The 25,743-nt window shown below is 44.2% G+C and carries 21 protein-coding genes; 2 read left to right on the plus strand and 19 right to left on the minus strand.

Translation table 11 applies throughout. From position 1 onward, the window contains the following. Positions 1–513 precede the first annotated feature (513 nt). Positions 514–1,905 (minus strand): MocR-like pyridoxine biosynthesis transcription factor PdxR, encoded by a 1,392-nt coding sequence (gene pdxR, locus L2D08_RS12790; protein WP_242234205.1) that lies wholly within the window; start codon positions 1,903–1,905, stop codon positions 514–516. A gap of 182 nt (positions 1,906–2,087) precedes the next feature. On the opposite strand from pdxR, the gene L2D08_RS12795 reads away from it, so the two are divergent. Beyond that, on the plus strand, positions 2,088–2,951 hold the full coding sequence (locus L2D08_RS12795; RefSeq protein ID WP_242234207.1) for a DMT family transporter: 864 nt from the start codon (positions 2,088–2,090) through the stop codon (positions 2,949–2,951). 77 nt (positions 2,952–3,028) lie between these two features. On the opposite strand, the gene L2D08_RS12800 is transcribed toward L2D08_RS12795, so the two are convergent. The 8 genes from L2D08_RS12800 to allC all read right to left on the minus strand — a co-directional run bounded on the left by L2D08_RS12800 (position 3,029) and on the right by allC (position 11,789). Next, positions 3,029–3,217: a hypothetical protein gene (locus L2D08_RS12800; RefSeq protein ID WP_242234208.1), complete on the minus strand. Its 189-nt coding sequence runs from the start codon at positions 3,215–3,217 to the stop codon at positions 3,029–3,031. 137 nt (positions 3,218–3,354) lie between these two features. Continuing rightward, complete coding sequence (locus tag L2D08_RS12805; RefSeq protein WP_242234209.1) at positions 3,355–3,957, minus strand: PDC sensor domain-containing protein; 603 nt, start codon at positions 3,955–3,957, stop codon at positions 3,355–3,357. Between the two features lie 119 nt (positions 3,958–4,076). Next, positions 4,077–4,388 carry an IDEAL domain-containing protein gene (locus tag L2D08_RS12810; protein WP_242234211.1) on the minus strand — a complete coding sequence of 104 codons (312 nt, stop codon included), beginning with the start codon at positions 4,386–4,388 and terminating at the stop codon, positions 4,077–4,079. Between the two features lie 1,415 nt (positions 4,389–5,803). Next, the gene (locus L2D08_RS12815; protein WP_242234213.1) at positions 5,804–6,670 is read right to left on the minus strand and encodes a fumarylacetoacetate hydrolase family protein; all 867 of its coding nucleotides are present in this window, start codon (positions 6,668–6,670) and stop codon (positions 5,804–5,806) included. Continuing rightward, positions 6,667–7,860 (minus strand): amidase, encoded by a 1,194-nt coding sequence (locus L2D08_RS12820; protein ID WP_242234214.1) that lies wholly within the window; start codon positions 7,858–7,860, stop codon positions 6,667–6,669. Before L2D08_RS12820 ends, L2D08_RS12815 begins: the two co-directional genes overlap by 4 nt. Beyond that, positions 7,853–9,205, minus strand: coding sequence for a uracil/xanthine transporter (locus tag L2D08_RS12825; RefSeq protein ID WP_242234215.1), 1,353 nt, complete (start codon positions 9,203–9,205; stop codon positions 7,853–7,855). The genes L2D08_RS12820 and L2D08_RS12825 overlap by 8 nt, the downstream gene beginning before the upstream one ends. An 81-nt stretch (positions 9,206–9,286) precedes the next feature. Beyond that, entirely contained in the window at positions 9,287–10,534 is a 1,248-nt protein-coding gene (locus tag L2D08_RS12830; protein WP_242234217.1) for a pyridoxal-phosphate-dependent aminotransferase family protein, read from the minus strand. A gap of 13 nt (positions 10,535–10,547) precedes the next feature. Further along, a complete protein-coding gene (gene allC / locus L2D08_RS12835; RefSeq protein ID WP_242234218.1) occupies positions 10,548–11,789 on the minus strand; it encodes an allantoate deiminase in 1,242 nt (413 codons plus the stop codon). Positions 11,790–11,936: 147 nt separating this feature from the next. Here allC and L2D08_RS12840 point away from each other — a divergent pair, with 147 nt between their 5' ends. After that, positions 11,937–13,550 (plus strand): PucR family transcriptional regulator, encoded by a 1,614-nt coding sequence (locus L2D08_RS12840; protein WP_242234220.1) that lies wholly within the window; start codon positions 11,937–11,939, stop codon positions 13,548–13,550. A gap of 147 nt (positions 13,551–13,697) precedes the next feature. Here the strand turns inward: L2D08_RS12840 and L2D08_RS12845 are convergent, their stop codons facing one another. The 10 genes from L2D08_RS12845 to L2D08_RS12890 form a co-directional block, all read right to left on the minus strand. Continuing rightward, positions 13,698–14,111 (minus strand): hypothetical protein, encoded by a 414-nt coding sequence (locus L2D08_RS12845; protein WP_242234221.1) that lies wholly within the window; start codon positions 14,109–14,111, stop codon positions 13,698–13,700. Positions 14,112–14,162: 51 nt separating this feature from the next. Beyond that, on the minus strand, positions 14,163–14,621 hold the full coding sequence (locus tag L2D08_RS12850) for an immunoglobulin-like domain-containing protein (RefSeq protein WP_242234223.1): 459 nt from the start codon (positions 14,619–14,621) through the stop codon (positions 14,163–14,165). Between the two features lie 371 nt (positions 14,622–14,992). After that, positions 14,993–18,178 (minus strand): biotin/lipoyl-containing protein, encoded by a 3,186-nt coding sequence (locus tag L2D08_RS12855; RefSeq protein ID WP_242234224.1) that lies wholly within the window; start codon positions 18,176–18,178, stop codon positions 14,993–14,995. 28 nt (positions 18,179–18,206) lie between these two features. Continuing rightward, on the minus strand, positions 18,207–18,899 hold the full coding sequence (locus tag L2D08_RS12860; protein WP_242234225.1) for a hypothetical protein: 693 nt from the start codon (positions 18,897–18,899) through the stop codon (positions 18,207–18,209). 778 nt (positions 18,900–19,677) lie between these two features. Next, a complete protein-coding gene (locus tag L2D08_RS12865; RefSeq protein ID WP_242234226.1) occupies positions 19,678–20,445 on the minus strand; it encodes an SDR family oxidoreductase in 768 nt (255 codons plus the stop codon). An 11-nt stretch (positions 20,446–20,456) separates the two neighbouring features. Beyond that, entirely contained in the window at positions 20,457–21,470 is a 1,014-nt protein-coding gene (locus tag L2D08_RS12870) for an ABC transporter substrate-binding protein (protein ID WP_242234227.1), read from the minus strand. Further along, positions 21,467–22,222: an ABC transporter permease gene (locus L2D08_RS12875; RefSeq protein WP_242234228.1), complete on the minus strand. Its 756-nt coding sequence runs from the start codon at positions 22,220–22,222 to the stop codon at positions 21,467–21,469. The genes L2D08_RS12870 and L2D08_RS12875 overlap by 4 nt, the downstream gene beginning before the upstream one ends. After that, positions 22,219–22,965 (minus strand): ABC transporter ATP-binding protein, encoded by a 747-nt coding sequence (locus L2D08_RS12880; RefSeq protein WP_242234229.1) that lies wholly within the window; start codon positions 22,963–22,965, stop codon positions 22,219–22,221. Before L2D08_RS12880 ends, L2D08_RS12875 begins: the two co-directional genes overlap by 4 nt. A 15-nt stretch (positions 22,966–22,980) precedes the next feature. Beyond that, on the minus strand, positions 22,981–24,432 hold the full coding sequence (locus tag L2D08_RS12885) for an acyl-CoA reductase (RefSeq protein WP_242234231.1): 1,452 nt from the start codon (positions 24,430–24,432) through the stop codon (positions 22,981–22,983). Further along, positions 24,429–25,520: a LuxE/PaaK family acyltransferase gene (locus tag L2D08_RS12890; protein WP_242234233.1), complete on the minus strand. Its 1,092-nt coding sequence runs from the start codon at positions 25,518–25,520 to the stop codon at positions 24,429–24,431. Before L2D08_RS12890 ends, L2D08_RS12885 begins: the two co-directional genes overlap by 4 nt. Positions 25,521–25,743: the final 223 nt, after the last annotated feature.

Genomic DNA, 25,743 nt, shown 5'->3' on the forward strand with positions numbered 1-25,743 from the left:
TTTCAATGCTCGTCTTTTACAGCGGACGATCTACCGTCCCTTCTTTCGCTCATGTCACTTTTTGTGACACAATGATATTTAGTTTGATTTTACAATATTCAAACTCTTAATTCATCAGTAAATATGTGTTTTTTTTTCTGTGATTTGTACACATTCTCCAATAAAGCTATCTATTCGTACCAATGAGGATGAGCATCTACGGTAATAACGAAGCTGTCTGCATTATCCCTAAAATAAAAAAGTGAAAATGAGACAATAAGAAGTCATATGCTTTGTGGTCGCAGTGTGGTCAAAGAGGATGTTATTTTGGGAGGTAATTTGCACACATTCTAAACGCTATTTTACATGCCTGTACTAAAAACCCCCCCCTTTTAAGAAAAGATTACTTTTCATGTTAGCCCGGGTTAGTAAATGTATTCAATATAGACGGACTGTTGATTAGGAAGAACCATTCTTTTATTACTTTGTTTATTTTGTAGCAGTGTTATACGACCATCAAAACGGAAAGCCCCCTTATATTTCCCAGGCAGCTTTCAGTTTTTTTATCCCTTCTCGTATGTTGTCTTTAGAAACCCCGGCGAATCCAATTAATACTGTAGTTGTCGGAGGTTGTTTTTTATAAAAAACGGATGCAGGATAAATTTTCACGCCATGCTCTCTTGCTTTCTCTATGAGCTCTTTTTCACTAAATGGCGAGTCTACGTCAAGCAAGATGTGCAATCCCGAGTTTTCTCCTCGAATCTTTACGTGTCTTCCTAATTCGCTTTGTAAGGCCTCTAATAAAATGGCCCTTTTTTTTTGGTACAGCTTTCTCATTCTGTTGATGTGTTTTTGCCATCCGCCATTTTTTATAAATTCAGCCAGTGTCAGTTGACTGTGGCAGGACACCGTTTGCTTATACAAAGAGGTGATTTCACTGCCTTTTTCCAAAAGAGGTGCAGGAAGAATCATATAACTGATACGCAGTGAAGGAAGAAGGGATTTAGAGAAAGTGCCCATGTAAATGACACGGTTATGCTGATCAAGCCCTTGCAAGGACGGGATCGGCTGTCCGCTGTATCTAAATTCCCCATCATAATCGTCTTCAATAATAAATGTTTGGTTTTGGGCTGCCCATTTAAGCAGTTCAATTCTTCTGTTAATCGTCATAATTGTTCCGAGCGGAAACTGATGAGAAGGCGTTATATATAAAAGGCTTGGCCGCTCTTTTTGGATTTCCTCTATACAGAGTCCTTCATGATCAACTGGTATAGGAAGAATCTTCATATGATTGACTTCAAAAATCTTTCTCGATCTCGAAGAACCCGGATCCTCATACCCTATGGTACTATTCGGGCCGAAGACTTGGCACAAGAAATGCATCAAAACAGGGCTGCCGGCCCCTATGATGACTTGTTCAGGCAGACAGCGGACCCCGCGCGATTGATACAGGTGCTCTGCAATGAGTGTTCTTAACTCAAGCTCTCCTAAAACATCTCCCGGACGATAGAGCACATGCCCATATTGATCTAAACTATTGACCATACTTTTTCGCCAGGCAGAAAGTGGGAAGTGAGCGGAATCCACATTCCCATAGTGAAAATCAATCATTTGTTCATTTTCTTGTGCTTTTGGCTTCATAGATGATGTGCTTGGCATTTTAATATGAATAAAATCAGAACCATCATAATCAGCAAACCAGCCACTTCTTGGTTTGCTCACAATATAGCCTTCGGCAGCAAGCTGTTCGTAAGCCCGTTCTACAGTCGTTTGACTAACAGAAAGCTGTGACGCGAGCAGCCTTTTTGAAGGGAGTTTTATTCCTTTTTGAATATGTCCCTCGTGCATATTTTCTTTTAAAAGCCGATAGAGCTGCTGATAAAGCGGAATATCTAGATTTCGATTTAAAAAAAACGTGATATCCATTTATATAGTTCCTCCTTACTGGCACGGTTTTATTTAAGGAAACTGGCTATTTATGAAAGGTCAATTCCAGTTTATAGTTATTGTAATCCATGAAGAAAGGTTTGGTAAGACAACCTATAAAAAATGGTTTAGTCCTTTAAAGGAATTCTATCAAGAAGAAACATGATTTGGAGTGAATGGCAATGAACAAAGCAACAAATGGCTGGATGAATGGTTTTTTGGGCGTACTGATCTTCAGTGGCTCGCTGCCTGCGACACGCTTAGCTGTAGCGGATTTTGATCCGTTGTTCCTCACTGTCTGCCGCGCCGCAATAGCAGGCGTGCTGGCAGGCGTTCTCCTTCTCATCTTCCGGCAGCAGCGGCCTGCCAGCATCGACATAGGTCCACTGGTGATGGTAGCGTTTGGCGTGGTAGTTGGTTTTCCGCTTCTCACTGCGTTAGCCCTTCAATATGTCACGTCCGCGCATGCCATTGTCTTTGTTGGGCTTCTTCCGCTCTCAACAGCAATCTTCGGGGTTATTCGGGGTGGTGAACGGCCTCGACCCGCCTTCTGGATCTTTTCCGCAGCAGGCAGCTTTCTGGTTGCAGGATTTGCTCTCATTCAAGATGGGGAATCATCACCGATCGGCGACGCTTTTATGCTTGCTTCTATTATCGTATGCGGTCTCGGTTATGCAGAGGGAGCCAGGCTCTCGCGCAGGCTGGGGAATTGGCAGGTGATCTCCTGGGCGCTCGTTCTATCGCTTCCCCTTATGTTGCCGTTATCATTTTACTTAACACCCGACTCATGGGCGGGCATCGGTCAACCTGCTCTCTTCAGCCTTGCTTACGTGTCTTTATTCAGCATGCTTATCGGCTTCGTCTTCTGGTATCGAGGCCTTGCGCAGGGAGGCATAGCAGCAGTTGGACAGCTGCAGCTTCTCCAACCTTTTTTTGGACTGCTGCTTGCCTCTATCATTCTGCATGAGAAAGTTGGCTGGGCACTTGTAGCAGTGAATATTGCCGTTGCGCTTTGCATAGCAGCCGCTCGGCGATTCGCAAAGTAACAAATATCCCTATAAAACAGGCCGGAACAGAATGTTGATCCTGCTCCGGCTCGTTTATCGTTTATTTTGAAGTAACTTTAAAGAGAGGCGGCTTCACAAGTTTCTGTAATAAGATGTAGGTTAACACCAAGACAATAAACGGAAAAGTAACCAAACTCACTTTTTTCCAGCTCAGTAATTTGTTCCAAAATAGCTTCTTTAGGCGTTTGAGATACAATTCCCCAATGCCCTGCTGATGAATTGGAGGAGGTATAGCCAGCTAACATCGTTATACCTTTTGAGTTAACAACCTCCCGGCTTCGACCTTTCCCCTTCAACACTTTCTTGATAACTGCATTATCCTTTACGCTCTCTCTAATTCTGCTGAGACCCGAGTGATAGATAATGTTGCCCTTAGAATCAACTACATATATGAACCGCTTTCATGCTGTGGATATTCGCCAAGTATATCAGATAGACTGTTATTCTCATCTAAATTGATTGATCCAACAAGAAACCCTGTATAAACTCCATTCTCACCGTAAACCAGAAAAGAAACGAGCATAATGAGATGACCATTAAGACCCGCATAAAGTTCAGATATTAAAGGAACTCTTTTTTTGAGCGCTTCCCTTGCGCCGGCTCTGTTCGCCTTTTGGCCTTCCAAATCCATATGCGGTGCTGTTGCAACAACATGACCTGTTTCATCTATAAACCAAACTGTGTTAAAAAAACGAGTAGCATTTAATATGGTGTTTAGTGTATGTTGGATCGTTTGCGTATTTTTCGTCAGGAGTTCCTCTTCTTGTGACTCTATACGGAGATTTTGTAACATGCTTTTAAAAAGAGAATCTGTTGTAGCAGCCAGCTTTTGGGCATAAAATTCATTGTCTACTAAATAGTTTTTCTCTAAGCTGCTTTTACTCACTAAGACACTAAAAACGGAATTTCCAGTGAAGGTACCCAAAATGGCAAATGTCAATAATGTTATTGACAGAATACCTATACTCAGTTTGATAGGTTTCATAAGAGATATAGTATGCATAATCAGCTTGTTTCACTGCAATTGTATCTTCATGTGGGCCGACCACTTTAATTCAAACTTTTCAGCGCAGCAGACTTTTATTCTTCCAGGCTCACTTCTGCTCAATTATTGCTCTTCGATATGCCATTTTTTAAGCCTTCTGTCAATTCTTCAAACCATTCCTTGTCTTTCGTCATAAGGGCTATATCAATGAGTGTGGTTTTATCCTGTAAATCATCCAGCAGTGTGCCCACCGGTTCTAATCGATGCTCCCCAAATAGTAACCTGGTCGGCATTCCCCATTGCATAATGCCGTTTTTGATTCTGCCGACGATTACTAGCTCAATTTGACTATGGTAATAACCAATGCGACTGACATATCCAACGACCGTAACATGACCGATTTTGACTTTTTTCCACTCTCCAATCTCCAAGGCTGTCTCCCCCTTTTTGAATAAGAAAAACATAAAGTAGATGAGGGGTGAAAAGGTGGTCATTTCATGGATTTCCCCATAAAACCCGCAAATTTTACTATGGTTCCTGCAAACATAAGATCGCCGCTTCCACCTCCACTCCTCTTGTTTATATTCTATTACCGCAGCTTACTGCCCGATCCCCTGCTCTAAAGGATTTCTCCGGAACGAGAAATCCCGTGAAGCTGCCTCGCCACCAATATCAAATGATCCAATCCCCAACTATCACCAGAAGTTTCATCACTTTCCTATAGACTGTCGAGAAGAAAATAAAGTACACGCTATATTAAAGTTAAAATATAAAAGTGCCGGAAACTTTTTGACTTCCCTTTAATTGGAATTTAGAATGTAGAACAAACTCTGTGTTAATATAAAGATGTTGAAACTACTCTTCCATTCAGCAAGGATGAACAGGCTTTACTAAAAATTAGCGGTGTAATAAAACACCGAAATACGAAAAGCAGCATTCCCCCAAAATGAAACGATTGAAGATGATGAAGATGGAGGAGAAACTTCATGTATCATCGTTAAACTAGTAGATGAATAGCCTTTTTATACATCTCTAGAAATGTCAGAGTTTTTTTCTTTTATTTCAGCCACTGGCTGATGAATCTCAACCTATACTTCTACTCTTGGCGGTTCGCTATAGAAATTGAAACCACTCAGTGACTGTCCTTTTTCCGAATCCTCTCGTTCAACGCGTCTTTGATATTCCTCTTGACTAATTTCCCAGTAAATCTATACAAAATTTTAAAAAAGGTTAATTCCCTTCTAATGATTACTGAAATAAAAAAACACAATTCGGCTGGCAGTCCGAATGCGTCAGTTCATTGATGTCAGTACCCTCCTCCGACATGCAAAAGACTTTTTTACGTTTTTACGAATAAACACCCCTAAATTGGCAACCATTCTAATAAAGAAAATTTTAGGAGGGGTTATCATTTTTACTCAAACAACCTTTTTTCTCATGTTTTTTATCGTATCTTTTGTTGTTATAGCCTGGCTTCTTTACCAAGGCTTCAGCCCCAACAGCAAACTTAATAAACCTGAACCAAAAGATCAAACTAATCAACAGAATGGATCGGGAAAGCAATAATGCCCACTGCTGTCCCGGTCAACTGTTAGGAGGGAATTCTCCCTGCTTATTTAAACAGGCCTAACCTTGCCCGTCTTTCTTTTACTCCAGGATCCCATCCCTTCATAAGAAACGAACCCCCACCTTTACAGACTTTCCAAGCTGGAAAGCCCGCTTCTTAAGTGATGTGTTGGGAGCGTGGTCGAACCTGGCATGTCTCTTGACAGGTCAAATGAAAAAAGCTGTTCCAGAAACGGCCCTTCCGCCGGTTTCTGAAACAGCTTCTTATTTTTTTATTTTCTTATTTACGCTTTTTGACTGGATTTGTTAAATGGGGGAACCCGGTGATCCGGCACTCGATCATATCCCCTTCACGGATAATAGCCGACCCTGGTGTTCCGGTTAAAATCGTATCCCCTGGCTGAAGCGTCATGATTTTTGAGAAAAACGATACAATAAAAGCCGGAGAGTACATCATATTGGCAATCACATTTTCATGGCAGACAGAACCATTTAATACGGTTTCAACTTTGATTGAAGCCAGATCCGGCACTTCATCCGAAGTTATCAAATACGGGCCAAAGCTGCAAAATGTATTAAAGCTTTTTGCCCGCTGAAGAAAACGGGGATTTTGATTTTGAATATCTTTTGCAGTCATATCCAGACTGGCGGTAAAGCCCGCAATTACATCCCAAAAATCAGCTTCTTCTACATTTTCGCATGTTTTGCCTATCACGATAGCCAGTTCTGCTTCTCCTGATACATTGGGCGACTGCGGCGGAATTTGAATCGCTTCACCTGGACCAATTAAACTAGAATTTGGCTTCATAAAAATAACCGGCTCTTCTTCCGGCGGCTTGCCCGATAACTCTAATGCTTTTTCCATGTAATTCATGCCGACCCCGAATACTTTTTCCGGATGGCGGAATAACGGAGCAAATGACACAGCATCCAGTGCAAAGCCGTTTAGCGTTTGAAGCCAAGTACGGCCTTCTTGCTGGTACCAGTTCCTTACCTCATCCAGTTCCCCTTTTTGCAGAAGAAGAAGAAGGTCTTCACTCCACTGTTTTCCCGCAGCTTCGTTTATATGGCTCATCAAATACACCGTTTCCTGCTCAATCAGTACTGCTTTTTCGTGGCCTTCATTGTAAATCGCAGCAAGTTTCATCTTTTGTTTTCCTCCCCGCTGCATGCTTGGATAAAGGCAGAAGCCCATTGGATCAGCCGCCTGTCTTGATGTCTTCCAGCGATCACGGATAATCCAACTGGCAGGCCGCCGGCTTCTGTCAGAGGCAGCGTTATCTGAGGCAGGCCGGCAAGACCCGCGATACAGGTTAGCTGCATGGTCTTAGCACGGTACTGTTCCGCAGCTTCCCCATGTAAATTCAAAAGCGGGGCAGGACCTGGCGCCGTTGGAATGATTAAAAGCGCATCATCTTTTAACAGTTCGTCCATATGCTGCTGAATGTCCTTACGCTTATGGAGCTGGCTTTGGCACTCCGCTTTCTTTAGGGTGCCGGCCATTTGAAACCGCTCCGCAATACCCGGCCCGAATACTGGCTGCTCTTTCGTAATCCATGAACCGTGTTCTTCCCAAATTTCCAGCGCTTGAATCGTCCGGAACACTTCCGTCCAGGCCGCTAGCCCTTCTTCTGCAACCCGTACATGCTCCACATGTGCCGTTTGTTTTTCGGCTGCCGGCAGCAGACGTCGCAATGCCGCTTTCGTTTCAATATCCGGCAGTGCCCACGCCTCTTCTTCTATTAAAATACGTTGGAATGGATTCTTTTTATCAGAAGCAGGAAGCAGGACATCGCCTGCTTGAGCAAGCAAATTTAGATCCTGTGCCATCCAGCCGACTGTATCAAAGCTTTTGGCCAGCGGAATCACGCCGCTTATATCGACAGCGCCATGTGTCGGCCGAATGCCATACAAGCCGCAATACGAGGACGGAATGCGGACCGAGCCTCCTGTATCAGTTCCAATGGCAAAATCAACAAGCCCGGCCGCCGCGGCAGCAGCAGAGCCGCTTGATGAGCCGCCTGGAATGCGGTCCGGCGCTTTCGGGTTCACCGGCGTTCCATAATGCGCATTTTCACCGTTCAAGCTGTACATCAGCTCATCCGTCTGAAGAGTGCCTGTAAGGGCCGCCCCTGCATCAAGCAGCTTTCGAATCGAATCTGCTGTTTCCTCCGCCGGCTCGTGCGTCCGGAGCCAGTCTGGATTGCCTGCACTGCTTGTATATCCTTTGATGGAAAACACATCTTTGACCGCAAAGGTACGTCCATCCAATGCTCCTTTTCCAGTCGGTACAAGCTTGATTTCTTGGTCGACAAACGCATTCCATTGATCATTCATTTTGATACGCCTCCCCTTTAATAAGTTTGAAACGTCTGCTTTGTTTCCGCTTGCGTTCCTTAAAGCGGCTGTTCTCCAGCACAAGCGACAGTAAAATCCCGATCAGCAGACCATTGCTGACGAGCGGCCGTATAAAAGCCGGAAATGAAAGAAAATATTCCGTAGGGAAAAATAGAAAAATAATACCGATAAACAGTGGCGCAGCCACCCGGTACAGGTTGGCCGGTGTCATCTCGATTTGAGCAAAGTAACCGAGCGCGGTTTGCAGCAAGCGCATATACGCAACAAGCAGCGCGGCACTGCCAACGCTTAAAGGCATTTGTGCCATTAAATGGCCCACCGCCGGAATGATCCCCATGATGATAAAGAAGATACCTCCAAGAATAAACGGCAGCCTCTCTAAAATGCGCGTTTGATGCAAAAAACCAATGGACGACACGTATGGAGCGTATGGCACCATGCCGAAGACACCGGAGACCATAGTAAACACACCTGAAATCGTGAAAGAACGGCGGTACTGCCGGTTCCCTGTTTCATCCTGATACATCAAGTCGGTTCCTTTTAAGGCACCGAATGTATTCGATAGATTCAGCATACCAGCAATGACAGCTGTCATGATAATACCCGCATCAAAAGACAGATCCCCAAGAAGAAACAAGCCAAAAGCAGGATCGCTGCTCATACCGGCAGTTTCTCCTGAAGCTGAAAACAGTGCTTCATATACAATCCAGCCGGCGATAATGCTGATCAGAAGTGAATAGCGACTGATGCTGGAATGTCCTTTTACACTAAGCAAAATCGTAAACAGGACGATGGCGCATGACAGTAAAAAAACAGGAACATCAATCTGCGGCGCAGCTTCGCCAGTGCTAAAGGGGAGCCCGAGCATCCCTTTCAAAAAAATAGTATTCAGCCGGACGGCCAGCAAAAACGTAAAGACGGCCATGACACCGGCATTGAACCATTTGGCGATATGAGCGGATAAGCCGGATAAGCCGACCAGCACCGTGATCAGACCAGATAAAACAATGCCGGCTGAAATACTGCCTCCCAGCACTGAGAGAGGAATCCCTTGTGCGGGTGCTATGTAGCACATACTTAAAATAACGCCCCACCAAAGACCTGACTGCCCTTCCATAATCGAACGGCGATGGCCAAACAGGGCTTGTACAATACAAGCGAGTCCTGTGAAAATAAAAGAAAGCTGAAGGAGCGCTACTATTTTCCCCTGCCCCAGCTCAAATGCACTTCCAATCGTAATCGGGATGACGACTGTATTTGTAAAAAGAAAAAACAGCCATTGCATCCCTGCAGTCCAATGTTTTACCTTCATCCATTCCCGCATATCTTCACCTTCTTTTCCAAGCAAAAGAGTAAGAAGCCGGCTTCCACCATAAACAAACTATGGATACGGGCCGGCTTCCTATTACATCATAACTTTTTCAGCAGCCGCTGTCTCGTACACATTTAGCGCAGCCTGCAGTGCTTCTCCTCTTTGAACAACGGCACCATTTCGGATCAATGCGGCTTCAAGGCCAGATAATACAGCAAATACGTTTTCTTTCCGGCAGCTGTATCCCATTGCGCCAATGCGCCAGATTTTTCCGTGGAGCGGACCGAACGAGCTGGCAATTTCAATTCCAAACTGCTCAAGCAGCATAGACCGGACAGCTTCTCCGTCAATACCTTCTGGAATGTTCACACATGTAACCATTGGCAGTTTCCATGGCACATCGTTGAACAGCGTCAGCCCCATGGCTTTAATTCCCTCCATAATCGCCTTTTCATGAAGGCGGTGGCGGGCAAAACGCGCTTCAAGGCCTTCTTCAAGCACAACACGGGCGCCTTCTCGAAGTGCATAAAGCATAGACGTCGCTTCCGTATGGTGGTTCAGACGGCGTGGTCCCCAGTAGTCCTGCAGCTGGCTTAAATCGAAATAATTGCTTTGAATAGGATGCAGGACATTTTCTGCATCTTCCGCTGTCCGTACGCCTCTTTCCACTTTCTTGCGAGAAGCCAGAATTTTCTCGACCCGTTCATTGTACGTAATCGGCGCCATACCGGATGGTACGGAAAAACACTTTTGCGTGCCGCCAATGACCGCATCAAGCTGCCATTCATCCACTTTCACTTCGGTTCCGGCAATGGTCGCAACTGCGTCTACGATAGAGATGATGCCCATTTCGCGGCAGGCTTTCCCGACTTTATCAAGCGGCTGCATGCATCCTGTTGATGTTTCCCCGTGAACAACAGCTAATACTTTCGGTTTTACCCGCTCTAACGCTTCAATAATTTCATCTTGGTCAAATACCTGGCCCCACTCTGTTTCAATGTTATGAATTTCAGCACCATTGCGCTCTGCAATTTCCGTCAGCAGGTGGCCAAACCGCCCAAAGATCGGAATTAACACTTTATCTCCTGGTGCCAGCACACTCGTTAATACCGCTTCAAGGCCCGAGCGGGATGTTCCATCGATCGGAAACGCCCATTGGTTTTTTGTCTGAAATACTTGGCGCAGCATATCCATCGTTTCATTCATAATTTGAGTAAAAGCCGGATCAAACTGGCCCAGAATCGGTGTACTCATGGCACGAAGCACCCGTGGATCTGCTTCAACTGGTCCCGGTGTCATGATTGTACGTAATGGTGTATTTAATTCACGATATCCCGTCATCTTGTTTTCCTCCTTAGTAAGCTAACTCATATAACGTCTTTATTAACAGCTGGACTCCCTGTTCCAAGTCATCCGCTTTTGTATATTCATCCGGTGAATGACTGATTCCCCGGTGGCTCGGCACAAACAATAAAGAGGTCGGCACATACTGGCCAAACACTTGAGAATCATGTCCTGCACCGCTTGTCATCACTTTGTAAGGAATCTGCTCTCTTTTTAAAATGTCAGTCGACAGCGCACTCAGCTTCTGACACATCGGCACCGGTTTTTCATTCATCCAGTTTTCAATGTGAATACCTGTCTGGTGCACCTGACAGATTTGCTTAAAGGTTTCGAAAATAGCAGTGCTAAACGATTCCAGCAGCGGTTCCTCACTATGGCGAATATCGACTGAAAACACGACTTCACGGGCAATAACGTTTGGAATGTTTGGTTTAATCTCCATCCTGCCAACCGTGGCAACGAGGTCCGGGTCAGTTTTCTTTGCCTGCTCGATCAGCGTTTGAGTAAGCACGGCCGCTGTGTAAACCGCGTCTTTTCGGTACGGCATCGGCGTCGTGCCTGCATGATTACTTTCTCCTGTAATCGTTACGTTATAGCGGCGCTGCCCGACAATGTGGCTGACAACGCCCACTGCTTTTCCTTCCCGCTCCAGTACTTCTCCCTGCTCAATGTGAAGTTCAATAAAACAATCCAAATCATCCCGTTTTGCTTTGCGGAAGTGTCCTAGACCAAATCCCGCCGCATTCATCGCTTCTGTAAACGTTGTGCCGGACGAGTCTTTCAGTTCCTGGATATGCTCCTCTTTCCGCAGTCCTGTAATGTTTCCCGATCCCCAATATGTGAGGGGAAAACGGCTTCCTTCTTCTTCGCAAAGCGACACCACTTCGATCGTTTGCTTCGGCTGCCCGTACTGCTTAAAGAGTGACTTCAATGCCAGTATACCGGCCACAATGCCGTACGCCCCGTCATATTTACCGCCATCTGCCACTGTATCAATATGAGAACCGGTTAAAATCACAGCGTCCGTTTTTTCGGCCCCTTCCAGGCGCCCATAAAGATTTCCGGCATCATCAAAATAAGAAACAAGTCCGGCAGCTTCCATTTCTTTTTGAAGCGCCTGTTGGGCTTCCTTCCATTTTTGATCGTATAAAAGGCGGGTAACACCGCCTCTTTCGGTCTGCCCGTAATGAGCCAGCCATTCCGTCATTTCATAGGCCGTTTTCATTTCGATAGGCGGATCCGTTTTGATCATATCCATCCCCCCGCTCTTTTCTTGTGTGATTTTATTGTAATCGAATGATAAACGAAAAACATTCATAAAAATGTAGAAAGTTCTCTCGTTTTATTGTTTAATCTAACTAAAAGATCAAACTATTCAAACATCAAGGAGAGAACGAACATGTTCATGAAAGATTTACTGAATCTCCCTGTCTTCTCCGGCGCGATTGTGGCCGGAGGACGGGAAGGACTGGACCGTGAAGTGAATACGGTTAACATGATGGACGCGCCTGATATCATTTCTTATTTAAAACCTAATGAGCTGCTGGTTACGACGGCTTTTCATTTAAAAGACAACCCTTCTTCCCTGTCGGAGCTGCTGGAGGAAATGCACAAGCAGGGCTGTGCCGGCCTTGGCATTAAAACGAAACGCTTTTTGCATCACATCCCAGAAGAAGCGGTTGAACTTGCGGATCAATACGGGATCCCGCTGGTTGATATACCTTTTGAAACATCCCTTGGAGATATTGTTCATCAATCCTTAAGCTGTATTTTGGATATGCGGACAACCGAACTTCGCCAGGCGATGAAAACACACCAGCAATTTACTAACTTGATTCTGAACGGGCAGGGGCTCGATAAAATTCTTCAAAGCCTGTCCGGCTTAATCGGGGACCAGGTCACCCTGCTTAATCACCAGCTGAGACCGTTTTACAGCACAGGCCATTTAGGAGATCCGTTTTACTCGTTGTTTGCCGGCATGGGTGCTCATTTGCCAAAAGCCGGTTTAACCGCTTTTTCGCTTCAAGACAGCGACATCCAAAAAACCTTTACGCTGTTTCCGATCTACACGCATAAAAAACAGCCGAGCTATCTTGCTGTTCATCGGTTTATCCCGCCGACAGACCGTTCTGCGGTTTTAACAGTGGAGCAAGCTGCCAACGTGATTGCATTTGAGCTTATGAAAGAAAATGCGCTCAAACAAAAAACACAACGGCTTCGCAATGAATTTTTTACAAACTTTATGAACGGGGCTTTTTCTTCGTCTGAAGAAATCCTTAACCGTGCGAAAGAGTTTGGTCTCTCGAACGAAAACCGCTATTTCTGTGCAGCCGGCCGTATAGATCAATCAGAAAAAAGTTTTTCTCTTGCCGAGCACCAATGGGAATCCGAGCTGATTTACGATACGATTGACGAAGACATACAGGGAACAGGGGAAAACATGCAGCTGTTTGCTTCCGAGGATAAGTTTGTGATTCTGATGGAGGCGAAAGGAAACTGGAAGAATTGTGAAGAAAGCTTCGTTTCTTTTTTAAAAGCAGTCCAGTCATCGGTTGGAACGCTGCTGCAAAAAACGATTTCTTTTGGTATCAGCACGTATGCCGAACAGCTGCTGCGGCTTCCGGAAGCCCATAAGGAAGCCGTAAATGCGCTTTATTACGGGGCCATGCTCGGCAGCACTGGATTTATAGAGTCCTACCAGCCAAAAGAAGTATCCGAGATTTTGCGGATGATTCCGTACGAGCAAATGAAGCAGTTTTACCACAATACATTCCAGGCACTCGTGGACGAACCGAAAAAAGATTATGATCTGTTAATGCAGACATTGTCAGTTTATTTAGAGTCACACTGCCAGCTGTCCGAAACCGCGAAGCGTTTGTTTATCCACCGCAACACAGTTATTTACCGGCTGGAAAAATGCGAGGAGCTGCTTGGCCGCAGCTTAAAGGATCCCGAACAAACGCTGTGCCTCCGGCTTGCTTTTCGGATTAAGGCACTGCTGCAAAACAGCTAGCGGACTATTATTTTATTCAAAAAAGCCTGTGGATTTTGACATCCATAGGTTTTCTTTACATATTCGTATAAGTGTCCTCCGTCGTCCTGATATACTTACAGCTTGAAACGCCTAAAGTACTTCTATTCCCATCTGCTTTGTTATTCCTTAAGTCTGCTTTTGATAAATATTAATTTTAAGTGGTTTATACTCGAACGGCTTTTGAAACTCTTTTAGGCTTTCCACTTCCTTAAAAAAGTCTTCTATATCTCCTTCTGAGTCAAAGTACCAAGTTTCAGCTTCGAGGTCCTTAAGCTCCTGGACCGGTTCAAAAACAAATTCACAATGAAGCTGCTCCAGCTCTCCGCCTTCTTCTCTTGCAAACTGCCGGACAAAACCGCAGTAAAAAAGCGCTTCTCCCGTAAAATCAAAAACACCGCATTGAAATAGAATGGCTTTTTCGTATTCATTTTCTGCGTCCAGCTGTGAAAATTCTTTAAAGATCTCCCACACCTTTGCTGGATCTGTATGTTCACCAATTTGCTTTCTCAACAGTTGTTCTGCATTCTTTATGTGCAGCATCTTAGCTGCCCCCTTCTCTCATTGCATGTAAAAAAGAACCATATTGGTTCTTTATTCTATAACTTTAAATGGCGCAGCAAGCCCGCTTATCGTTGCCCGATACTTGCCTGGTGTGAATTCGTACTTTAAGTCACTGACTTGAAGGGCCAAGGATGAGGATTTGCCCGGAGGATGATGGATTGCTTCTTCTGTAAAAACGTCCGCCTTCATTGGAACTTTATACCACGTGCCCTCCACTTTTTTCTCAAGAAAAACATGAGCGCCCGTCATATATTCTTTCTTACTCTCATTCCGGATTTCTACTACAATGGTATCAACTGATGAAGAATACCGGTCTTTTTCGGTTGATAACGTAATACCGCCTTCCGAACTGGGACGTTCTTGGACAGGAGCTTCTTCTGTCAGACGGGCGTCTGACTCTTCGGCTTCTTGAGTGTTGTTGGACTGACAGGCTGTAAAAAAAAGAAAGGACATGATCAAACAAAGAGCTGTAAGCTGATTCTTTCTCATGATTAAAACCTCCCAAATTTAGGGTAACATAGGAGTTTGGTGGAAAGCTACACTCGGTCCGTTATTCAGTTGAGCTTCCTTCTGTCTATGCACCGTTTTAAAAGCAACCAATCATCCTATTTAGTTTGATCAAAATATTAATACTAATATTGGTACTAATCATGGTTATACGGGATCCATAAAATCAATATCAATTCATAGCCTGGCAAGCTTTCTTTACCGGCGGCGGGCTTCGCAGCTGTAGCAGCATCATAAAAATGCACGGCATTTTAGAGTCTGCCTATTACATAAAGGACGTATAAATCGAAACAACAGAAAAAGCGCAGATGGATATCTGCGCTTTTTCTACATTTTAATTACGATTCAATTGATCAGCTTAACTCGACTCTCGTAATGTCACTTAAATAAATGCCATTTAAAATCCCATCTTCATGCGCAACCACATATTCAATGACAGTCGGGCTTATGGTTCGAATGAACACAAAAGCGGAATCATCTACATGCTCAATACGAAACTTTTTACGCTGAGCCTGCTTAATATCGAGCTGGCTGGTGCCGGCTTCCGGCAGGCTTGTATAGTATATTTCAAAATCTTCTTCTGACGCATCAATAAACAAATGCCACGTATTATACTTTTCTTCTTGATCAATGACCGTTTTGAACTTTCCTTTTTTTCCTCTGCCAAGAAAGTACTTGAACTTTGATTCATCATTGACCATATTGCGGTCAATTACTTTGATGCTTCCGCCTTTTCTGCTTTGAACAAGCCCAAAGGCCACGCCTGTTTTTCCAGTCGGAGCGGTTAACACATCCCGGTTCACCGCTTTATGTTTTTCTTCCTGTTTTGCATAAGCTGCCTCTGTCCCGAGCGGCGGAAAAACCTCAAATAAATTATCAGACGTCTCGCCCCAGTTTTGACTGTTCTGTTGTTCCTTTTCCATCCATTTGTTGAACAGATTCATTACTACTGGCGATTTACATGAGTTTCCTGCAAGCAGGATGTTGACCTTATCGACTTTGCCGATTTCCGGACGGGCAAAAGCGCGCCGTAAAGACTCAAAGAAGTTTTTAATGCCTTTTTCAATTCTTTCTTCAATAAGCTGTTCGAGTTCATTTTGATCAACCAAAAGTTCAACATTCAATTTTGCCTGGCCGGTTTTGTCAAACAGGTCCGCCCGGATCATCCCTTTTTCGAACTTCTCTTCATACTGGTCATGTTTTTCCCACAGAGGTCTTAATTTTTCCACCAGCTGCTTCATGTTTAAATAGGACTCCTGCGACTCATTAATCAGCGTCTCACTTCCCGGGAACCTTATACATTCTGCCGGCAGAATAAAAGAGATATTCAATTCACGCATCATTTTTTGGTTGTTTTTAAACACTTGGAAGGCTAAAAACTCCAGCAGGTTCTCACCGCCTAAATAACGGTCCCCGCCCGCTGCAAAATGCTCGATCACATAGTCATATCTTGTTTCCTTCGGGCCTGCTTCGCGCCAAATACCAAAGTCAAAGTCGGTCGTACCTCCGCCAAAATCAAACACGCCGTAATACGTTTTTTCATCCTCTTCCGGTTCAAACCCATACTCCTGCAAGGCACAAATGGCGTAGGCGGCTGGTTCACTTGCGCCGCTTGTCACGCGGAATTTTTTCATCACTTCTTCATCCTGCTGAATTGAAACAGGAAGGGTCTTTTTCAATCCGCGCTGGAAGCTCTTTAGAATTTTTTCTCTAACCGCTTTTTCGTAAGTGACCGGGAAAGACAAAATGTAATCCAGATAAATGCCATTATGCTGGTTGTTAATATACAAACCGAGGTAGTACGCATATAACTCAATCGGATTGATTTCCTGCTCTGTTAAATCCGAGAAGGAACGCAGAACCACGTCATATCCCCTTTTGTCTTTTAGACGCAGATGTTTTTTCTTTTCTCCAGCCCATTGCTTAAGATTATTTAAGATAGAGTAGTAATGGTCGCTCTTTCCGTTCATTAAACTATTAAAAGCCGTATGGGAAACCGTTACATCCTGCCATTTCGTATCCGGCCTGCCTTCTTTTTCCCGGTAAAGCTCTAGGAAATGTTCTAAATCAATAAATTCAATGACGGTTGGATTTTCGTAATGCCAGTCCTGCACTTCTGTGTTAAAGTAGCCAACTCCCACACGCATCGGAAGCGTAAAGTCACTTTTTTCCTGATGGACGACTACAGTGCTTTTCGTACCGAAATCAATTCCCACTACGCCGTCTTCCCGAATATCCATTTTCGGGTTTCGGGCCATGATTTCAGCATTCAGTTTTATCGTTAAAGGCTTTTCTTCATCTAGGACCGGCCACAGGTCCCAATGGCCTCGATTCGGATCTGTCAGCATCTTTTCATCATATGTATCTACTTCCGCTCTTACTTTTTCAGAGTTTAACAGCTTCTCAAACAGCGCCTTGGAATCAATTGCGATAGACGGCAGTTCTTTTTCAAAATTTTCATGGTCTAAATCCTTTAATTGATGCAGTGCAAGCAAATACTCATATTCGTGCTGGCGTTCCGCACTTAATCCACTTGGCACCAATCCATTTTCCAGCCATAAATGAACAGCGGTCCGATCATCGGTCCCGAAGGCATTCTCTCCTTTTAAACGGAAGATCGGCACGAAAAAGCCTTTCCCCTGCAAATCGGTTTTTTGATTGACTACATCAAAGCTTTGCATCTCATACTCATTAAATTTAAAGGCAATGGATTTAGAAGAATGTGCGGCCGTATTCGCAAATATCCTTGAAACGGGCGGATTTTTACTTGTAGATCCATCATCCAAAGCGGCTATTTTTTGAAATACAGGGTGATCGGTTGTATCAAAGCTTTTAACCGTTTCTTCCGGAGTCATCGCATCACCTTCGAAACCGGACACATCCAGATGCTTTTTATAGTCAAAATCTTCATCCGCTAGTTTATAATGTTTTCTGTAAGGAAATAGGGCTGTAATATTGTGATCGTATACAACATTCACATTATTCATGAATACCCATCTGGAACGAAGCATCTGTTTAATATCTTGGAAGAAATCTGTTCCCTCCTTGAAAAAGTCTGCTTCTGCTCTTTCATACAAATGGCTGATTAGCGCTTTTACTTCCTTGTATGTCATGGAAATGGACGTAACCGGAATCGTTTGTACATCTGGTGAAAATAAAACCGGCTTGTCACTCTTGTCTATTAAGTGAATCGAGCTGTCCTTCACACTGTTTGGCTCTGGGATTGTTACACTTTCGGAAGGCTTTTCGTCTTCAGCAGCTTCTTGTTCTTCCTCTTCTGCAGACGGCTCTGCTGACGATGAACTGCCAGAGTCCATCTCACATATGACATCACCAATTTTGACTAACGTGTCTTCCGTTACAAATAACTCTTTAAGCGTACCTTCTGTTTCTGAAAAAAGGTCAAATTCAATACCATCACTGTTGAATTTGGCCAGCGTATCGCCCACCGTTACATAATCACCGGGCTGTTTATACCACTGTACCAGAAGGATTTTTTCAATCTCTTCTCCAAGCTCTGGAATCGTAATCGATGTCATGTTTACTTCTCCTTTGTTAAATCGCCTGCTATACTCTCACGATTGATTTTTTAATAATTTTACCATTAATGCTTGTATATCCTGGCAGCAGGATTTCTGATATATTCCCGGATATATGGCTGTTGACGCTTCTTATGTACAAGTCTTCTCTAAAAACTTCATTTATTTTTACTTCCTGCAGTTTATATAAAGGGGTATCATATGTTTTGCTGTATTCTCGAAAGAAAAACTGAAACAGAGCGAGCAAAACGTCTCTTTCCTGCTCCCGCCCCTCCATCAGCTCATTTTTGATAAAATCCCATAATGAGGAGATATTTTCATACTGTACGCCACAGATGATAAATTCCTGTACGGTTTGCCCTTTAAAAATTCCTTTTAAAGACTCCTTTGTGGTTTCGGATAACTGCTGAACAGCCCTATAAAGCTCTTCTGCCTCCCGATAATCCGCTCTTCTTTTTTGCAATTCATCCAAGTAGGCATCCGTTTTCTGCTTTAAATCATGGATTTTCACCTGGTACTCTTGAATTTCCTGTTTTTTGAACTCAATTTCCTGCCGAAGCCTGGCAATTTCTTTTTCCTTTTCTTTTAGCAGCTCCTCTGACTCCTCCATCGGACCAGACGCGTCTGCTTCAGTAATTTCTTTTATTCTTTCGATGATTCTTTCGTCTTGAAGAGAAACGATTAAAGCATCGATGAAATCATTATTGAATTCTTTGTTCACCCGGATACTCCTTTCAACACGTTCACCCGTACGAATGTCCTATCTCCTATAAAGTAAAGTGTTTCAAATTCAGTTATATGAACGTATTGCCTGGTTCGCTGTTTTTTATAGAGCCGTTACTAGACGAATCATGCTGTCACGCTCTGGCCGATCTTGTTTATCCGCACATCCATATTTTTGTACTCTTACATTTTATCATTTTCAGCGAGAACATCCTCACTTCAACTATCAGATAAGAGGGCGGCAGGTTTTAAATTAGACATTAATTAAATCATGTTCGTGATTTTCGAGTCAACAAATCACAGAAAGATAGGTTGTGGAACTATATGGTTACGAGAAAAGCAAGCGGGAACGACGTACTTCACAAAATTTTGTTGGGTACAGCTGTAACAACTTATGTGTTTATTCGCTGAAGAAATCCTAAATGCTTATTCCTTTCACTGTTTCCAGTCCTGCATAACTATTATGTGAATGTAACTCTTTTTGCCGTTTAAAACAAACAATGGCTTCACAAACAAGTATGGTTCTCGTTCAGTTTATGTTCTGGAAGCAGCAAGACAGTTGCTCCTCAAAACTAATTAGATATGCTGTACTGATAAAGAGAAAGCTAAAATAAAACAAGCGCCATCCCTTACATACCAGGGGGTAGCGCTTGTCTTTAAAAAGGGTTTTGAATGCTGTCCGCATTCTAGACCTTGATTAGTCCATAAACAGCCGGCTGATCCTGTGAGCACCGCTCTGTTCAAACCGGTTTACAGGCTCATTGATATATGTTTTTTCAACTAACGAAGCCGCCATCTACAAATAATGTCTGCCCGGTCATAAATCGGCTCCAATCAGAAGCAAGAAAGAGGACCGGACCGGCAATGTCATCAGGAAGAGCGATCCTGCGAAGGGGTGTTTGGGCAATAATCATGTTCTTGACTTCTTCTTTTGTATGCCTGCTGGAGCTTGTGGGATATACAAGGCCGGGTGCTACACAGTTGATCCGGATACCGAACGGGCCAAGTTCGGCTGCTAAATTGCGAGTATATCCCTGCAGGGCGGATTTGGCTGTATTGTATTCATGATAAGGAATAATAGGCCTTTCCACCAAATTGCTAATCATATTAATAATACTGCCTCCGGACTGCTTTTTCATCAAAGGCAGTACGGCCTGGCACATATAATGAGCAGCGCGGAGAGAGCCGTCTATTTGCTGCTGGTAATCTTCCCATGACAGCTCCCATGCTAATTTTCGTTCTTCGGGGTTAAACGCGTATGGCGCAAAGGCGTTGTTGACGACCACGTCTATTTTTCCTGCTTCCAGCACGATCTGCCCGACCATTTCCTGTACAGCGTTTTGCGAGGTCACATCTGCCTGGATAGCCCATCCATCACCTCCTAACTCCTGGCAGGAAGCCGCAACCTGTTCGGCAGCTTCTTTGTTCTGCAGGTAATTAACAATGACAAAGGCTCCCTCAGAAGCGAAGGCACGGGCAATCGAGGAACCGATTCCTCGGCTGGCCCCCGTTACAAGCACCACTTTTCCTTGAAATTTTTTCATTGTCCCCTCCATTATTTGGCCGGTACCATTTCTTCTTCTACTGCATCTTCCATATTAAGCTTGTTTTTTACCAGTCCTAATTCTTTATACGTATCAGCGCCCTGCTGCAGGATATCCGTATCAAGAGCGCCGAGACCTTTCTCTTCAGTCAGGCTGGAAACAGCTGAGGCGTTGCGGAGCTTAATAATATTAAGATTTTGCTCTTCATTTTTTCCGTCGATTGCATAGTCAACTGCTAATGAAGCGGCTTCTTCCGGATTGTCGATCATCCACTGGGCACTCGCCTGGTAGGCCTTCAAGAAATTCTTCAGCTCATCCTGTTTTTCTTCATATGTTTTTTCTGTTACAACAAAAACGTCGCTTGGAACGTTTAAATAGTCTTTTACTTCAAGAACATTCACATCACCAAGCCCTTTTTGCTTGCCGATAACAAGTCCTGTATCAGTGGCTGCCGTTGCATCCACTTGTCCCTGCATAAGAGGAGCAAAGTTTAAAAGGCCTGTTTCAACAATGTTTACATCTTTTTCAGAAAGACCTACCTGGTTCAGCATAACAAGCAGATTCTGACGAGTTCCGCTTGACAGGCTGTAAACGCCAATGGTTTTGCCTTTTAAATCTTCGGGCTTGGTAATGTTTTTTTCTTTTAGCGACACAATATTAAAAACGTTCTGCGGATAGACATTATACAAAACTTTTAATTTTTCCCCTTTGTCGAGAGCAAAGTAAAGAGAGCCCGGATCAGTAAAAGCAATGTCCGCTTGTCCAGAAAGGATATTTTTAATGGCATCTCCCCCGCCGGCCCCTGGAATCACTTCTACATTCAGACCATTATCTTTAAAAAATCCTTTTTTCTCATCCACAAGCAGGTTGGTCTGTTCAGTGATCGGCTGGCTCCAGCTTGCAACCTTGATATCAGCAACTTTTTCTGGCTCCGCAGCCGTTTCTTTTTTCGTTTCTTCTGCTCCGCAGGCCGCCAAGAATAAAGCCGCGGATAAAAATAAAGCGGATCGTTTTTTCATTTTCATTTTTTGTTCTCCTTCATAGATGATTTTGACCATCGCTTTTCAGCCAGGTATACGAGCTGATATAAAACCATGCCGATAACAGTCAGAATGATTAGGGATGCAAACATTAAGGGTGTATCCATCATGCCCTGTGAGGCAATAATCAGCGCTCCAAGCCCTTCGCTTCCTCCGATAAATTCGCCTACAACAGCGCCAACCACAGCGAGAATAACCGCAACACGCAGTCCGGCCAAAATACCCGGAAGACCTGATGGAATTTTCAAGTAAATCAATGTCTGCCACCGGCTGGCTTTCAGCATGCGGAATAATTCAAGTTTCTGCTTATCTGTATATTGAATAGCTGACACAGTGTTTTCCAATAGCGGAAAAAAGCAGATAAGGGCAGTAATAATCACTTTAGACGTCATCCCAAAGCCGAACCACAAAATAAACAGGGGTGCAAGGGCCAGCTTCGGTACAGCCTGGCTGGCGATTACATACGGGGCAAAAAGTTTGTACAAAAATTTGCTTTCCCCCATTAAAATGCCGGCTGTAAATCCTAAAAAGCCGCCTAAGAGCAGGCCTAGCAAAATTTCCAGCATCGTTTGGATAATATGGCCTGTGAAATACCCGCTTAAAAGCCCTTCTACTAACGTACGAAGAATAATAGAAGGAGCCGGCAGAACCAGTTCTGACATACTGCCTGCGGCCAGCTGCCATACAACGATTAAAATCAGAAACAGGAGCAGTGAGTACAATTGAGTATATTTCATGGGCGCCCCTCGCTCATTTTTTGCCGCAGCGTTAAACAAAGACGATTAAAATACGGTTCATATCGCATATTGATAAGCCGCGGCTTTTTTAAAAGGACCTTCTCTTCATAGATAATGCGTCCCCTGTCCATAACAGAAATACGGTCAGACAAATAGACCGCCTCGGAAATATCGTGGGTAATGAACAAAACTGTCGTTTGGTGAAGCTGACAAATTTTCAGCAAGTCTTCTTGTAATTCCTCTCTAGTGATCGCATCAAGTGCTGCGAACGGCTCATCTAAAAACAGCATGGACGGATGTTGAATCAGTGCCCGCGCAAGGGATACGCGGCTCTGCTGTCCTCCCGAAAGCTGTGCCGGGTAGCGATTGTGATGCTCAGACAAGCCCACCATATCCAGCAAACCGGCTGCGTGCTCCCGATCTTCTTCAGTCACCTTCCGCCTCAAGAAAATAGGAAGGAGAACATTATTCATGACCGTTTTCCATTCAAGTAAAGTAGGAGATTGGAACATAAAGCCACATTCCTGATAAGGTCCGTCAAGTTCTTTTCCATTCAGCTGAATGATCCCTTTATCAGGCTGAAGCAGTCCTGAAGCCAGCTTTAACAGCGTTGTTTTCCCGCAGCCGCTTTTTCCCAGCAGACAATGAAATTCCCCTTTTTTAATATCCAAATTTACGTCCGAAATAACAGCCTGCTTTCCTTGATACGTAAAGTCTGCATTTTTTATCGTTAAAAATCCCATTTTTGTTCTCCTCACCTAGTCGACGTAAGGGGCAAATTGCTCGCTTGATGCCTCTGCCGCTGCTTCTATGTCGACCATATACACTAAATCCAATAGATTAAACCGGCCATCGTGGTGCCAGCCAGCTTCCGGTGATGTCATAGATCCGAGAGCGGCAATACGTGTAACCCCGATTTTTGCAAGCTGTTCAGCCCATCGAAACAGTTCAGCAGGACTGGCAGCCACTCCCACCGTCTGAAGAAAAGAACGATGGGGCACAATGACTGGAAGAATGTCTTCAATGTCACGGAAAGCAATGACTTTTACCACCCGGTTTAGCGCACTTGGCAGAAAAGAAGAGGCGTTTTCTTCATAAACCACTGTCCAGTCATTCGCTCCATTACCCAGCACTTCATGGCCAGGTTTTGAAAAAAGCGCTATTTCCTCCCTTTGGCGCCACGCTGCCGCCGCTGCGGATTCCTCCATCGACAGCTCCCGCCGTGGATATCTTGTTTGAAAGTTCTCCAGTTCATTTGCCAAAAAGCGCGCGAAATCACGCGGCGAAACATGTCCTCCTTCTTGAACATAAAAAAGGTGAGGAGAGTAGCAGCCCTGCTGATCATACCGGATCACATCAAGCGCTGCCTGATGGACCGTGGTCCACCCTTTTCTTGAATCAAGGCTTGATTTTGATACAGCCCCAAAACTGATTTTATGGCCAAAAGGTAAAAAGCGCGTTGTCACCGGCATCCGTTTTTGCAACGATTGCAGTGATTGGTTGCCTCCATAGCCTATAACTACCTCTGACTGCTCAAAGAGCCGCTGCTCCCTTTCTTCGTCGCCGCCTTTCCACCACACAACCGCGAAACAGTCTGCAAGCCGGGGTTCAATTTCCACCAGCAAATGAGCAAACCATCCAGAAAAGAACGGTTCTGCACTAGACACTTTACCGACCAGTCCTGCTTTCACAAGCAGTCCTGAAATAAAACTCCACAAAGGCAGAGCCGGAACATTACCCGCCCAAATATGAGTGATCAAGTTCGGGCCTATGGCTTTGGAAAAACCTCCTTTGATTCGAGGCTGGAAATCATCCAATAACAACGGATTGCCGAAATCTTCAGCCAGAAAACGCTGCAGCTCTTTTTTTCGGAATGTTTTTAAATAAGATGTCAGGCCAAGCCGGATAATTTCTTCATCATAGCCCGTTACAATAGGCAGCAATTTTTCTGCTTTTTGCCGGTAAGGTGACTGGCGGTCCAGCAGCTGCTCAATGGCCCTGTCAATAATGCAGATCATATCTGAAACAGAAAAGCTTTTCAGCACTTCCTCGCTTGCTTTTTTCACTTTCTCAATCACTTTATTTATTTGTTCCTTTGTTAATAAAGGAATCTCCGCTTCAACCGTCTCTCCTTTTTTAGAGAACGTCAACACTTTCATTTCCAATGTGGTCTCGCCTATATCCGGCAGGTATCCTGCAATTTCCCTCATTCTAATGCACCTTTTGAAGCCGTTTTGATAAATTCTTCTGCTGCAATGGAGCATCCCTTTGCTTCCGTGCCTTGAACGCGGCCCAAAAACAAAAAGCCGTTCTCTGTTTCCAGCCCCATATCTTCCGTCAGAATGGTCGTAACCGAATTGAAATTGCCCAAATCACAGTGGACGAGAACGCCCTGTTCTCCTTTAGGGACTTCTTCACCTGTTAAAGGATTGATCACTCTTGTGCGGATCCAGTGAGGGCCAGATTTGACGGAAGGTATGGTTTCATTCCCGCTGTCATAAAACTGCGTGCTGAGTTCTGTCATACCGTACATATTGATACAGGCTGAGCGTTCAATTCCAAGAGCAGCTGACAGCAGGCGATAAAACTCTGACAGCTCCATTTCTTTGGATTGATTTTTAAACCCGCCTGTATCAAGCACCCTGCTTCCTGTAGGAAGAGAGAAAGTTTTGCCTCGGCGTGTCAATTCTTCAAGAAGATGCACAAAACTGTAGCTTGCGCCCAAAAGGGCATAGGGCTCTCCCGTTTCCTCAGCACGGTTCAGCTCATTTAAAAGGCGGTCTATATCAATTCCTTGTTGCGTCAAAAGATAATGGCTTTCGGCTGTGCCGAATTCCTGGACTGCCAATGCCAAATAATGAGCAAGCGAGGAATTGGGCATTTCCTCTTCCGTCGGAAAAAGAATCCCCATACGGATGCGGTCTACCCCCTGCATAAAGCGGTTTTTAAAGTTTAATGTCATCGATTGATCGTAAATACGCAGATCCGGATGGAAGTGCTTCCCTTTTACACCCTGTGTCGTTCCGCTCGTCATAAAAACGGCTTCCGCTTTTTCAGGATCGATACAGCTCAGCGTAATGTTTTTAAACGCTGTAATGGGTACAGCTGGTATGTCCTTCCACGACTTGACCATTCGTGGTGTTTTCCCTTTTTGTCTGCAAAATGACTGGTATGGAAGATTGTTTTGATATTGATAGGTATAGAGACGGAGCGCCAGTTCATTAAAATCCTGCTCTGCGGACGGCTCTTCCTGCATAAATTCCATTACATGTTTTATCATGTTTTGCTGTTGGTCCATATTCTTTCATTCACCCTTTTTGTATAAATATAAAATAAAAAACACTTTGCGCAGGCAAAGTGTCGATAGGTATTATTCTTCCCACTTTCCCTACGCTGGCATTACCCAACAGGTTATTACGGTCTACAACAGATTAGTTGTACTCTCAGCCTGATTCCACAGACTCCCGACGGTTTTATTTGGTTCAAAGTCTACTCTTTCTTCTCTTATAATGCAACTAAAT

Origin of the sequence: Domibacillus sp. PGB-M46 (assembly GCF_022668875.1) — a bacterium.
Taxonomy (GTDB): Bacteria; Bacillota; Bacilli; order Bacillales; family Domibacillaceae; genus Domibacillus.